General features: G+C 49.6%; 12 protein-coding genes and 5 tRNA genes. 8 read left to right on the top strand and 9 right to left on the bottom strand.

Annotated features, from left to right (window positions below; genetic code table 11):
- The 9 genes from ACG2E4_RS16505 to queA all read right to left on the bottom strand — a co-directional run.
- On the bottom strand, positions 1-95 hold a 95-nt coding region (locus ACG2E4_RS16505), incomplete at its 3' end, for a GTP-binding protein (RefSeq protein ID WP_395257691.1).
- A gap of 73 nt (positions 96-168) precedes the next feature.
- Positions 169-240 (bottom strand) — tRNA-Thr (locus ACG2E4_RS16500).
- A gap of 27 nt (positions 241-267) precedes the next feature.
- Positions 268-340 (bottom strand) — tRNA-Gly (locus ACG2E4_RS16495).
- A gap of 92 nt (positions 341-432) precedes the next feature.
- Positions 433-515, bottom strand: a tRNA-Tyr gene (locus tag ACG2E4_RS16490).
- Positions 516-563: 48 nt separating this feature from the next.
- A tRNA-Thr gene (locus ACG2E4_RS16485) sits at positions 564-635 on the bottom strand.
- A gap of 250 nt (positions 636-885) precedes the next feature.
- Positions 886-1,530 carry a DedA family protein gene (locus ACG2E4_RS16480; protein ID WP_395257010.1) on the bottom strand — a complete coding sequence of 215 codons (645 nt, stop codon included), beginning with the start codon at positions 1,528-1,530 and terminating at the stop codon, positions 886-888.
- A 3-nt stretch (positions 1,531-1,533) separates the two neighbouring features.
- The gene (gene ispF / locus ACG2E4_RS16475; protein WP_395257012.1) at positions 1,534-2,016 is read right to left on the bottom strand and encodes a 2-C-methyl-D-erythritol 2,4-cyclodiphosphate synthase; all 483 of its coding nucleotides are present in this window, start codon (positions 2,014-2,016) and stop codon (positions 1,534-1,536) included.
- Positions 2,013-2,705: a 2-C-methyl-D-erythritol 4-phosphate cytidylyltransferase gene (ispD, locus tag ACG2E4_RS16470; protein ID WP_395277247.1), complete on the bottom strand. Its 693-nt coding sequence runs from the start codon at positions 2,703-2,705 to the stop codon at positions 2,013-2,015. Before ispD ends, ispF begins: the two co-directional genes overlap by 4 nt.
- Before the next feature lie 2 nt (positions 2,706-2,707).
- Positions 2,708-3,754, bottom strand: a complete 1,047-nt coding sequence (gene queA / locus ACG2E4_RS16465) for a tRNA preQ1(34) S-adenosylmethionine ribosyltransferase-isomerase QueA (RefSeq protein WP_395257016.1) — start codon at positions 3,752-3,754, stop codon at positions 2,708-2,710.
- A gap of 110 nt (positions 3,755-3,864) precedes the next feature.
- On the opposite strand from queA, the gene ACG2E4_RS16460 reads away from it, so the two are divergent.
- From ACG2E4_RS16460 to ACG2E4_RS16425, 8 genes are all read left to right on the top strand, one after another.
- A tRNA-Ser gene (locus ACG2E4_RS16460) sits at positions 3,865-3,952 on the top strand.
- Positions 3,953-4,367: 415 nt separating this feature from the next.
- On the top strand, positions 4,368-4,862 hold the full coding sequence (locus ACG2E4_RS16455; protein WP_395257017.1) for a hypothetical protein: 495 nt from the start codon (positions 4,368-4,370) through the stop codon (positions 4,860-4,862).
- A gap of 30 nt (positions 4,863-4,892) precedes the next feature.
- Positions 4,893-5,342: a LytR C-terminal domain-containing protein gene (locus tag ACG2E4_RS16450; protein ID WP_395257019.1), complete on the top strand. Its 450-nt coding sequence runs from the start codon at positions 4,893-4,895 to the stop codon at positions 5,340-5,342.
- 4 nt (positions 5,343-5,346) lie between these two features.
- Positions 5,347-5,766: a ribosome silencing factor gene (rsfS, locus tag ACG2E4_RS16445; RefSeq protein ID WP_395257020.1), complete on the top strand. Its 420-nt coding sequence runs from the start codon at positions 5,347-5,349 to the stop codon at positions 5,764-5,766.
- A gap of 3 nt (positions 5,767-5,769) precedes the next feature.
- On the top strand, positions 5,770-6,201 hold the full coding sequence (locus ACG2E4_RS16440) for a hypothetical protein (RefSeq protein WP_395277246.1): 432 nt from the start codon (positions 5,770-5,772) through the stop codon (positions 6,199-6,201).
- A gap of 6 nt (positions 6,202-6,207) precedes the next feature.
- Complete coding sequence (locus ACG2E4_RS16435; RefSeq protein ID WP_395277245.1) at positions 6,208-7,182, top strand: 2-hydroxyacid dehydrogenase; 975 nt, start codon at positions 6,208-6,210, stop codon at positions 7,180-7,182.
- A gap of 37 nt (positions 7,183-7,219) precedes the next feature.
- Complete coding sequence (locus ACG2E4_RS16430; RefSeq protein ID WP_395277244.1) at positions 7,220-11,104, top strand: ATP-binding protein; 3,885 nt, start codon at positions 7,220-7,222, stop codon at positions 11,102-11,104.
- 176 nt (positions 11,105-11,280) lie between these two features.
- Positions 11,281-12,627 carry an MATE family efflux transporter gene (locus ACG2E4_RS16425; protein WP_395277243.1) on the top strand — a complete coding sequence of 449 codons (1,347 nt, stop codon included), beginning with the start codon at positions 11,281-11,283 and terminating at the stop codon, positions 12,625-12,627.
- Positions 12,628-12,737: the final 110 nt, after the last annotated feature.

The following is a 12,737-nucleotide window of genomic DNA, read 5'->3' as shown; positions in this document are numbered from 1 at the left end:
ATGGCCGCCGTCAGGGTCGTCTTGCCGTGATCCACATGACCTATCGTTCCTATGTTTACATGCGGCTTCGTTCGCTGAAAGGTTTCTTTTGCCATGATTAATATTCTTGCGTTAAATGTTTATTAATACAAACGTTCTAAAGTTGAACCGAGCTGGCAACAGCGTATGAGCCGTTAGTCGGATTTGAACCGACGACCCCTTCCTTACCATGGAAGTGCTCTACCCCTGAGCTATAACGGCTTAACTGCAGCAAAATGATTTTCAAAGAGCGGGCGACCGGAGTCGAACCGGCAACATTCACCTTGGAAGGGTGACACTCTACCAATTGAGTTACGCCCGCTTCTGAAATTATTGAATGATTGAACCAATGAATGATGGAAAACTTCATCACATTCAATCATTCACCATTCAGACATTCAGCAATTCGTACTGTGGGGGGAGTAGGATTCGAACCTACGAAGGCTCACGCCAACAGATTTACAGTCTGCCCCAGTTGGCCACTTTGGTATCCCCCCAATCGGTTTCAACATGTCAAAAAAACAAGACGCTTTGGCGCCAACATGAGCCAGCGGCCGGATTTGAACCGACGACCGGCTGTTTACAAGACAGCTGCTCTACCCCTGAGCTACGCTGGCTTATGTTGGAACTCAAAAAATCTTAATTAACAAATACTGATCCAACTATCTTATTCATACATAAAACAAGAAAAAAAACGCCATGCAATGCAATATATTGAAAAGACAGTACCGCCTTTTCAACCGAACAGGAACACAGCATTTTTCGGGTTCAGCCCAGACTCCTATCAACGTCTAAGCGAAAGACTCGAAAACTAAGAACCGTTTCTTTTTTTGTCAACATTAATTTTACGAAAAATTTTACTCCCACCTACACATCACTTTTGACATTTTTTTTCTTCCTAAAATAGTGCATACCAGCTTTTATAAGAATAATTACGGCAATAATTCCCAGTATGATTCTACTGTAAATGCCCAGATACTCTCCGATGATGCGCCAGTTCTCATGGACAATCCATCCAAAGCCGAGCAGGATTGAATTCCACAAAACAGAACTTATCGTAGAACTTACTACGGTCGGGATAACCGGTGTGTGCGATATGCCGGCTGTGAGTGAAATCACTGAACGGGTCCCCGCCAGAAAGCGGTTGGCCAACACTACCCCCTGGCCCCACCGTTGCATCCAGTGCCTTACTTTTTCGACATACTCTACCGGAATAAATCTTACGATCCAGAACCGTTCACGCTGCTGCTGAATTTGAGTACCCCAGTGGCTTCCCAGCCAGTACATTGTCATAAATCCAATGACCGATGCGACGGTTGTAAGTAACAAAACCGGCACCAGGTGAATAATATTTTCGGCGGCAAGGTATCCCCCAAATGCGACCAGCAGATCGCCGGGTATGGGGGGCAGTACATTTTCGACATACGCTACAACAAAAAATACCGCGTAGATACTTATCGGCGGCAGGACCTTAACCCACTGGATCAAATCTTGTGTAAACTCTTCAAGCATAAATCATTCTTTAAGTATCAGCACGGTTGCGTATGCCGACATGCCCTTTTCCATCCCTTCAAAACCGAGCCCTTCCGACGTTGTGGCCTTGACCGATATCCGACCAATCGACGATTCCAGATCTTCGGCCACGTTCTGCCTCATCTCGGTGATATGGGGAGCCAACCTGGGACGCTCTGCGACGACGGTGGCATCCACATTACTGACGTAAAACTGTTGCTCCTGCAGCAGTGCGCGGCATTTTCGCAACAAAATACGGCTGTCAATATCTTTAAATGAGGCGTCATCATCGGGAAACTGCTGCCCGATGTCGCCCAGGGCTGCCGCTCCCAGCAGGGCGTCGCATACAGCGTGAAGCAGTACGTCGGCATCGGAATGCCCGGCCAGCCCCTTTTCATGGGGAATAGTGACGCCGCCAACAACCAACGGGCGCCCCCTCACCAGCTTGTGCACATCGTATCCATGACCGACTCGTATATCTTTCATTTTCCTTTTTCCTCCAATAACAGCCTGGCCAGTTTCAGATCAACAGGATAGGTAATTTTAAAGTTATCACGATCGCCCTTCACCATCTTTACGGGGTACCCGCTCCGCTCCACCAGGGAGGCATCATCCGTCCCGATAAAACCCTCTTTAAAAGCACTTTCATAGGCCTCCAGTAAAACGTGTTTTTTAAAAATCTGGGGCGTCTGGGTTTGCCACAACCAACGTCGGTCCGGCGTTTCCGTGACGAGCTGGCTTTCATCCACTTTCTTGATCGTATCTTTTGCAGGCACCCCGACGATAGCTCCGCCAATCTCCGAAGCCGCCTTGATACATTGCCCAATCACCTGCTGGGTGACAAATGGGCGAACAGCATCGTGCACAGCGACCAAATCGACAGTTGAGGTCTGCCTCAAAGCGTTATAAATAGAATGCTGCCGCTCTGTGCCTCCCTGCACGCAGACGTAGCTGATATTTTCAGGCAGCGAGCGTTTCAGGATCGAGCGGGCGACATCCTCATACTCGGGGGTGGTAGCCACCACTATCTGCCGAACCTGAGACAGCGGGACAAACCGGGTGATGGTGTGCTCCAGGATCGTTTTTCCCGCAATACTGATAAACGGTTTGGCAGTGGTGCGATTCAGCCGCTCCCCCGATCCCGCAGCCGGAATAATCAGTGCAACAGAATCCACTGCTATAGAATTATTATTGCATCTCCGAAGGCGAAGAAACGATAATCCTTTTCCTGGGCTTCTTCATACGCTTCCATGAGAAAATCGTAGCCCGCAAACGCGGCTCCAAGCATCAACATGGTAGACTCCGGCCGGTGAAAATTGGTAATTACAGCTTCCGTGATCTTGAAGTCGTAGGGAGGATAAATGAACTTGTCGGTCCACCCCGTGCTCGGCTTTGAGATTCCACTGGCAGTGATACTTGTTTCGATGGTCCGTACAGACGTTGTGCCGCAGGCAACCACTTTTTTATCCTTGCTCTGTAGCGCTTCATTAATCTTGGCAGAGGTTTCTTCGGAAATAAAGTAGTTTTCTGAGTCCATCCGGTGCTTCGTAAGGTCTTCAACCTCAACCGGCCTGAACGTTCCCCAGCCGATATGCAGCGTTATCGGAAGCAGTTCAACTCCTTTGTCCTCGAGCTTTTCCACCAGTTCGTGCGTAAAGTGCATGGCCGCAAAAGGCGCCGCCACGGCCCCTCGCTCCTTGGCAAAAATACTTTGATAGCGCTCCTTGTCCTCCTCTACGGGATCCCGCTCGATATAGGGCGGAAGCGGCATTTCCCCGATTTCATCCAGCCTTGCATACAGCTCTTCATTGGTTCCCTCAAAAAGGAACCGGATCGTACGCCCGCGCGAGGTCGTGTTGTCGATCACCTCGGCCATCAAATCTTCCCCGAAATAGAGTTTATTCCCGATCCGAATTTTCCGCGCAGGTTCAACCAGCACATCCCAGAGCTTGTTTTCCGGCATCAACTCGCGCAACAGGAAAACCTCGATATCGGCCTCCGTCTTCTCTTTTTTTCCCTTGAGGCGGGCTGGAAAAACCTTGGTATCATTATAAATTAATACATCTCCTTCGTTCAAATACTTGTGGATATCAGCAAATGTCTCATGTTTGATCGACTGGTCTTCCCGATTGAGAACCATCAATTTAGCTGCATCTCTTGGCTCAACAGGTTCCTCAGGAACATTGAATTCATCAGTTTCAAACTTAAAATCAGTTAATTTCATTCTTTAACAGCGGACTTTTATTTGAGTTGAATTACCTTTATCTTCCGAAGATTGAAAGCCTGTAAATATACTCCATTTTATCTGCCAGGACAAGTTTTCTATTCCCCGTCGGAGGTGTGCCAGAGCGGTCGAATGGGGCGGTCTCGAAAACCGTTGAGCCGTTTTACGGTTCCGGGGGTTCGAATCCCTCCACCTCCGCACTCGTTCTTCAGAGCGAAACATCTATTGCCTTTTCCATTCTCTAACGTATTCTCTGACCCCGGCAAACCTGTTTCCCGCTTGGCCAATTATTAATAAAAAAACGTATATGATCGGCAGGTCGACCTCTCCACACCTTTGCGTTCCCAAAAGCGTCCTGCTCTTGCACCTGAAACAGCAAGAACAGTACTTTGTGCTTAGGAAGGCGTTGAAAAATTTTAACTGCCATCTACCAGCAAGGCCCTTTACCTGGTGCCACAACACGTTATTTTCCGGAAGTACCATACACTTACATTTTTTTTCCAAAAGTACATCAATCTCTTTCCAATTCTGCAACTCTTTGTTATAATTAAATGTTACTGCATTACGTTGACGAGTATACTCGCAAGGACAGCACTTTTAAAATCATCGATTTATGAAAACCACAGGTTTAGCAATCGCTTTTACGCTCTCTCTTTTTGTTATTTCTGCCATAACCGCTTATGGACAGTTCAGGGACCAGGAACATAACCAGGATTTTACGGGACCGCTGGTGCAGCAACAGCGCAGCGAGGCCGGGAACTGGTCGAACCTGTTCAACATGAAAATGAGTCACTCTTATTCGATGTCGTTTATGAGCATGGGCGGCCAATACCGCAATGTAAACGCCTACACCAACAGCATGGATTTCTTTTTCTCGGACCGGCTGACGGGGGAGCTCGACATTTCACTGATGCACTCCCCGTTTGGGCAGGGATTTTCCAACACCAACAATCAGCTCGGGGCTGATATCGTCATTCGGAATGCCGCCCTTAATTACCAGCTGAGCGAGAAAAGCCATATTACCATTCAATTTCAGCAACATCCCGGTTCTTTCTATTCACCATACGGGGGAAATCCTTATAATCCTTTTGGATACAACAGATATTAACATCCCAATTAGCCTGCTTGCCGCGAGCGCATGACAAAACCCGATACCGATAACAATCTGGCCCTGAATGCAGTTATTGGTTTCCTGAGCCTGCTGTTGGTTATCCTGCTTATAGCTCTCGGAACCCGCGTTCTTTTTCCACGCATTGAAAATCAACGTTCAGAACAAACAGCCGAGCTGATAGGAGATATTATCCAAATAGAGGTACTGAACGGCTGCGGTGTTTCCGGGCTGGCCAATGATTTTACCTCACTCCTGCGCAAAAACGGATTTGATGTAGTTGAAACCGGAAATTTTGAAAACTTTGATCTTGAGGAAACCATTGTCGTAGCGCGTACTTTCAACAAAGAAAATGCACAGCGTGTTGCAGAAGCACTCGGCATCGAAGAAAAAAACATCATTATTGAAGCTTCTGATGATTTTTACCTGGATGCCACTGTCGTAATCGGCTCCGACTATCAATCACTAACCATACAATGACCATATGACCCAAAACGCCCGAACGAAGAAAGATGAGCAACAGTTTACCGCGGTAAACTCTTCCAAGACAGCTGATACCGACCAGCTGACAACCGTTATCACGGATGCACTTCTCGAAAAAAAGGGAGAGGAAATCACTATTCTGGATGTCCACGAGCTGACCACCCTGACTGATAAATTTGTGGTATGTCACGCCTCCTCCGATGTACAGATCAAGGCACTGGCCAACAACGTGCTGCAGGCTACCAAAGAAAAACTGGGAGAAGCGGTCTGGAAGGAAGAGGGACGCGACTCTCGCCGGTGGGTGATTCTTGACTACGTGAATGTGGTGGTCCATATTTTCAAAAAAGAACTTCGCGATTACTATGCACTCGAACGAATGTGGAATGATGCTGAAGTCACAAGAGTCGAAGACAGCGAGTAATACATGTTCAAATTTGGTTTGTCTTTTATTCCACTTTTCGTGGTTTTGCTGCTCGGCTGCGGCTCTTCACACACAAAAAACTCGATTCCAGAAGCCTATTCCAATCAGGTTGAATTGAAACCGGCTGCCGATCTTGAAAATACGGTTGAATCGACGGTTTATATCGATTCAGTACAGGTGTATGAGTCGGATGATCGGCTTTCTCTGCTCGTTTTAGGGGCTTTTCCCGATGGTTGCACAAGCATTGGTGAGGCTGATTTCCAGACCCGGGCCGACACAATTTCATTATCACTGAGTACCTGGCGAAATCCGGATCAGGCTTGTACCCAGGCATTGATCGCTTTTTCATTTATCTATCGAAAAATTCCCGAACCCGTACTCCGGGAAGCCCGCGTCGTCAACATTAACGGAACAGATTACTCCTTAACCCAATAATATTTCATGTCGTACCGCATCCTCATTACCGAACCGATCGTAGATTCTGTAATCGAAAAACTTGAAGAGCATTACGAGGTAGTCGTGGGAACTCGCGGCCAATACAGTGATGAGGAAACGCTTGTTCAGGCGATCCCCGAATTTGACGCACTCCTGCCGATGCTCTCTTGTCCTGTAACCGAACGGGTGCTGCGCGCGGGATCCCGGCTAAAGATTGTGGCAAATCATGCGGTCGGCTATAACAACATCGATGTTGAGGCCGCGCGGCAGAAAGGAGTAAAAGTAGCCAACACGCCCGGCGTACTTAGTGAATCGAGTGCAGACTGTGCAATGGCCCTGATGCTGGCGGTGGCTCGAAAAATCGTGGACGCCCAGCAATTTTTATACGACGGTAAATTTGACGGGTGGGACCCCCTCGCTTTTTTGGGAATGGAATTGAACGACAAAACCCTGGGTATTTTCGGGATGGGGCGCATTGGCACCGCAGTTGCCCGGCGGGCCCGCGCTTTTGGGATGCATATCACATATCACAACCGAAGCCGCGTGGACGAGGAAACCGAACAGAAGCTGGAAGCTGAATTTATTCCCGAACTGGACACCCTGGTTGAACAGGCGGATGTGCTCAGCCTCAATTGCCCGCTTACTGATGAAACGCATCACGCCATCGATGCCGGGATACTCGAGCGAATGCCTGACCACGCCCTGCTTATCAATACCGCAAGAGGTCCGGTGGTCGATGAAGCCGCCCTGGCCGAAGCCCTCCATAACGGTACCATAGGGGGAGCAGGCCTCGACGTTTTTGAAGAAGAACCGGAAGTCCATCCCGACCTGCTCTCCGCTCCCAACTGTGTGTTAACGCCCCATATCGCAAGCGCCACGCACGAGACACGCAAAGCGATCGGAATGCTTGCGGCCAATGCCATCATCGGCGTGCTTGAAGGAACTCCTGATGAGGAAATACCAAACTTGATTCAGGGTTAAAATCACCCCATATTTCCATTCTTTACTACATTATGGAATGGAAAAACAGAAACGTGTATACAGTCTTCGCACCCTGTTAGCTGTAGCCGGGGGACTCCTCTGCCTGCTTTTACTCCTCGAGGGGTGGCTCTACCATATCAAGCCCTACCCACCAACCGAGAATATCAGCTACAAAAGCAGCCTGACCGAAGCGGTTGACCGTTATAACGAACGGCACAACCAGCTACTGGATCGAAGTCAGTCCCTTGCAGAACAACTCGAAGCCCAATTGCAGGCCGGGGCCAACCGGCAGGCCCTTTACCAGCTCGTAAAACAGTATTCATCCTTTTGGGGAACAACGCTTTTTAACGATGCCGGTGTGCCCCAGGTCTGGAGCGGATTTTCGCTATCCAGCTATCCCGGCGAGTTTATTCCCGCTTCTGCCGGAGACGGGCCGTTTGTGGATGTGATCAAACAGAATAACGTTATCTCCTTTTTGTGTCGCATTCCTTTTGCCGTAGAAGACAGCAGTGGTGCGGTCGAATATGAACTGTTGACAACCCAGAGAATCAGGCAGACCAACGCCCTGCCTATAGGTGAGAGCCATGAATTTGACCTGCTTGCCGAACAAGAGCTCTCGCTGCAGTACCCGGCTGAACTCTCTTTTTTTGAGACTTTCCCCGACTCTGCACTCGGATTCCGCGTGTTGTCTACCCAAAGCCGGGATTCAGTCGGGGTAGCCTACATTCCGCCCGGCATATACGGGCAAACAGATCAGCAGTGGCAAGAAAAAGCCTGGTTTTGGCGATCTCTCCTGGGCGTCATCGCCTATATCGCGATCATGATACTGCTGTATCGCCGGCTGAGCCCCCGTCGCTCGTGGAGTGCGGCCGCCCTCCGCCTTTTAATTATTGTAGGATCATGGCTCCTGTTCAGGGCCCTCCATATTCCTGAACAATGGTTCCTCAACATTTCCGAAAACGGGGGCTCCTCTCAGCTGAATATTATACTGCTGGCCCGGGAGAGTATATTCCTTTTTTTGACTGCAGAAGCCGTTGTGCGTTCGCTATACCATAAAATTGAATCATTCGATGACTCCAACTTTATACGCACCATGTTCAGTGCGGCGGTGTTTGGTCTTGCCGGGGTTGGATTTATAACGGGCATCATATACGAAAGCTACCGCTTGCTGATCCAGATCGATATTTCGCTCTTTGATCTGCAAATCTTTCCTTCACTTGAAACATTTGTTGTCTACATCAGCCTGGCCCTGCTGTTTTATGCCGTTATCTATGCACTCGCCGGACTGGGATATGTTCTGTTAAAAGTGGAATCCGGGCCCTACAAGCTGGTCTTGATCATCGCATTTTTCAGTTTTTTTATCGGGCTGATGTTCCTGCAGTTATACCTGCCCGACGCCATCTCGTTAAACTGGGCCACCTGGTTATCGCTTGCCATATTTACCGGGGTGTTGGTTATTTCCGCATTCCGTGCCCGATTTTCCTATTTTCCCGCTTCTTTTTCTGTAATAAGAGCCACGACCCTGGGAACCTTCCTTGTTACACTGGCCTGTTATCCTGTCCTGCAAAATGCGCAGTTTGTGAGAATGGACAACGATTTGCTCGAACGCGTCCGTTCCTATCATGGCAAGGAAGATACGACGGCCCGGCAGGCAACCCGGCAGATGCTTGTCACCCTCGAAAATCACTTCAGGGGTACCACCCCCAGTGACCTGGGTGAACGCATCCCGTTCCTGCAATCGAGATTTACGCAGACAATTGAACAGGCGCTGACTCCCCGGCTCAGGAGCTACTCGTTCAACGTTCAGCTGATCAGGCCATCCGGAGAACTAATTGCGGATTACTCCACCGATTTAAACGCCCCAAACTGGACAACAGTTTTTGACATGAGTGACCTGTCGGCGGTCACTGAAATCGAACGGATCAGCAAGTCCAACAACCGACCCATCGTTCAATTGCCGGAATTGGAAAACAGCGATCGCTACGAAACCTTCTACCGTGGGTGGATCCCCATTTTCAGCCCTGACAGCGACGAGCAGATCGCCTGGATCCTTTGTTCGGTCTACCGCGAACATCCCGACTTCAACAAGCCGATCCGTGCCGTGCTCGCCTCGCTCACTTATACCAACTGGGATGACTCCTACGTAGTCCTTGAATACCAGGAAGGGGCGCTTGTCCATACCGCCAAGCATGGGTTGGCTGGTCATTTCCCTCGTTTTCATACGCTCCGGGATGCCGAACTGAACGCTTTGTCCTCAGACTCCGTACTCTTCTACTCAAGCAGCGAATTCCAGCAGACCTACCGCAACGTACTGGTTCAGACCGGCCGGGATAGCGTGCTGAAGGGCAACAGCGTGTACCCAAATACCAACAACAAGCTCTTTGCCTTCTTCCGGTTCAGTTTTTCTGTGCTTCTTGTCGGGCTGATTTTTATCCCTCTTTATCTCCTGGTTACTGCTGGAAGAGCGGCCCTGAGACACTCTAATCAACGATTTGAATACCGGATCTTTGACAGCTTCCTGATTGCCACCCTCTTGTTTCTCGGCTTGCTGATCGCTACCACGCATTACGCCATTCACACCCAGAATAAAGAAATTGTACGCCAGGACCTGTTTGAAAAGCTAGACAAGCTGGCTACCGCAGCTCAAACCAATATCGATTCCATCGATCGTATTGGTTTGAGCACCAGTTTTTCGATGCAGCCCCTGGTAGCCCCGTTAAACGTGGATGCCGCCTACTACAAAGACAAACTGCTGGCAGAATCTACCACGCCCCAGATCTATCAACAAAATTTATTGCCCTCTGTGCTGCCCTTTAATGTATACAACGATCTGTACCTGCGTCAGAAAAGCCAGGTTACCGGTACTGTTCAGCTGGCTTCACAAAATTTGCTTATCGGCTACCAATCCCTGCTTTCGGAAGAGGGCGATCCCGTCGGGGCTGTAGCCATTCCCACGTTCCTGGAGTCACCGAAATATGACCAGCAGCTCCTGGAGACCACCAGCTACCTTGTTGTCTTTTACCTGTTCACGTTTGGAATTTTCATCCTCGCCACCACGATGATTGCCAAACGCGTGACCCAGCCTCTGCGCTCCATCCAGGAGGGACTCAACAAGATTTCAGAAGGAAAGCTGGACACAAAAATTCCCGTCAAGTCGGAGGATGAAATCGGGTTGCTGGCCGGGGCCTACAACGAAATGGTGGAACGACTCAAAGAGGTGCGCAACGAGCTGGCTATCGCCGAGCGAGAAGCGGCCTGGAAAGAGATGGCCCAGCAGGTGGCCCACGAAATAAAGAACCCGCTCACGCCAATGAAGCTCAATATTCAACACCTGGAGCGCCAACTGGCCAACGGCACGCAGGATCTCGACCAGCTTACCTCCAGCATAAAAAAAATAACGGGGAACCTGACCGAACAGATTCAAACCCTCAACAACATAGCCTCCGATTTTTCCAAATTCTCCAAACCGATAGACCAGGAATTCTCCAGGATCGATGTAAACTCTATTCTGCACTCTGTGGCTGACCTCTACCAGCAGGATGAGAAAACCCAGATCGAAACGCAGCTTACCGGCTACTCAATCCACGTAAGCGGCGTGGCGGACGAACTCAGGCGCGTATTCATAAACCTCGTAAAAAACGCTTTTGAGGCGATGCCGGACGGCGGAGGCAGAATTACCATAAAAAGCTATATCAGGCAAGGCAGTGCATTCATTGAGATCGAGGACAACGGGAACGGCATTTCCGAAGAGGACAAGTCCAAAATATTTGTTCCAAATTTTTCCACCAAATCCAGCGGAACCGGGCTGGGACTGGCCATCAGTAAAAAAATTATTGAGGCACACGACGGCTCCATCACCTTTGCCTCGATTGAGGGCAGGGGGACCACCTTTGTAATCAAACTCCCGCTCTGGAAAAAATAACGGGCTCATTTCCCCTTCTACAACAGGGACCTCATTGGGCACACCACCAACATTCGATTGCACATTTATACTGAAAAACTCCGTGTCCTCCAGTTAAATTTCCCCGATCCTTCCTTTTTCGCTCTGATATTCCTACCATGTGCGTTCGTTAAAACTGCACAGCTTTCCGTGATATTTTGATCTCTTCAATCTGGCCAAATCAACAGAATTTAAGGAGTGAAGTCTCCAAAACGCTCATGATCGGGGGACCGGTCATCATAGCGCAGCTTCTGCAAATGTCAATGAATTTTGTGGATACTGTCATGGCCGGGAATCTCTCCGCACAAGACCTGGCAGCCATTGCGGTTGGGGGAGCCATCTATTTCCCCTTCATTATGCTGGCAGCGGGCGTGCTCATGGCCCTCACTCCTATTGTAGCTCAACTGAGGGGCGCCCGGAATTTCGGTGATATCGGGCGAAATGTGCGGCAGGGATTGTGGCTCAGCCAAATACTGGCACTCCCTTTTTTCTTTATCATCCGGAACCTGGGCGTATTAATGTCCCTGATGGATGTCACCCCGGAAATAATCCCCGTAGCCCTCGGTTATCTCGACGCCATCTCCTGGGGGGTGTTTCCCATCTTCGCCTATATGGCTCTTCGTTTTTTTAGTGAAGGACTCTCCATTACCCGGCCGGGCATGTACTTTGCCCTGGTGGGCGTATTTGTAAATATCGCGGGCAACTACGTGTTGATGTATGGCAAGCTCGGGTTCCCGGAAATGGGTGCCGTTGGCTGCGGTTATGCTTCCTCGCTGGTTGCATTTGTGATGTTTGGCTGCATGCTCCTATTTACTGCCACATTTGATACCTTCAAACGGTTTGAACTGTTCAGTTCTTTCAGGCTGCCCGAATGGAGCTACCTGAAAGAGGTGTTATCGGTAGGAGTGCCCATCGGGATAAGCTCGGCGATGGAGGTTACCATGTTTGCGGTCGTCAGCCTGCTGATGGGAACGCTGGGGACGCATGCGGTAGCCGGGCACCAGATCGCCATCAATTTTGCCGCCATGACCTTCATGGTTCCCCTCGGGCTTGCCACGGCCATCACCACGCGGGTGGGTAATGCGGCTGGCGCCCGCTCCTTTGCCGAGGCTCGCAAACGCGGGCTCCTCGGGGTGGGGATGTGCGTCATCTTCATGAGCTTTACGGCCCTTCTCATGTTCACTTTTCCGGAGCTTATTACCGGAATCTACACTGATGATTCTTCAGTCCAGTCTGTTGCCGTGGAACTTCTTTACATGGCTGCCATCTTCCAGATCTCTGATGGTCTGCAAGTCGGTGGATTTGGTGCCCTGCGTGGACTCAAAGACACCAAAATACCGATGTACGTAAACCTCATCTCCTACTGGATTGTGGGGCTTCCACTCGGCTACTACCTGGGCATCATACAGCAAATTGGTCCCCAGGGACTGTGGATGGGGCTCATCGCCGGGCTCAGTATTGCGGGCATCCTGCACAACCTGCGGTTTCACTATCTCACAAAATAGCACCTGGAGAGAACCTTCCATGCCAATGTTTCGTTAAAAGCCTATGTATTCCTATACTAAATTAATGTGGCAGGTGGTAAAAATTACATAACCCAGGGTTATCTAACGTT

It is taken from the genome of Halalkalibaculum sp. DA384, assembly GCF_043951955.1.
Classification (GTDB): Bacteria; Bacteroidota; Rhodothermia; order Balneolales; family Balneolaceae; genus JAMQKA01.
The sequence above is the reverse complement of the archived record's forward strand: the minus strand, read 5'-3'. Positions and strand labels throughout refer to the sequence as shown.

Bases quoted from the DNA above. Each gene is read 5' to 3' on its own strand.
- ACG2E4_RS16480 (WP_395257010.1), bottom strand. From the start codon at position 1,530: ATGCTTGAAGAGTTTACACAAGATTTGATCCAGTGGGTTAAGGTCCTG.
- ispF (WP_395257012.1), bottom strand. From the start codon at position 2,016: ATGAAAGATATACGAGTCGGTCATGGATACGATGTGCACAAGCTGGTG.
- queA (WP_395257016.1), bottom strand. From the start codon at position 3,754: ATGAAATTAACTGATTTTAAGTTTGAAACTGATGAATTCAATGTTCCT.
- ACG2E4_RS16455 (WP_395257017.1), top strand. From the start codon at position 4,368: ATGAAAACCACAGGTTTAGCAATCGCTTTTACGCTCTCTCTTTTTGTT.
- ACG2E4_RS16450 (WP_395257019.1), top strand. From the start codon at position 4,893: ATGACAAAACCCGATACCGATAACAATCTGGCCCTGAATGCAGTTATT.
- rsfS (WP_395257020.1), top strand. From the start codon at position 5,347: ATGACCCAAAACGCCCGAACGAAGAAAGATGAGCAACAGTTTACCGCG.
- ACG2E4_RS16440 (WP_395277246.1), top strand. From the start codon at position 5,770: ATGTTCAAATTTGGTTTGTCTTTTATTCCACTTTTCGTGGTTTTGCTG.
- ACG2E4_RS16435 (WP_395277245.1), top strand. From the start codon at position 6,208: ATGTCGTACCGCATCCTCATTACCGAACCGATCGTAGATTCTGTAATC.
- ACG2E4_RS16430 (WP_395277244.1), top strand. From the start codon at position 7,220: ATGGAAAAACAGAAACGTGTATACAGTCTTCGCACCCTGTTAGCTGTA.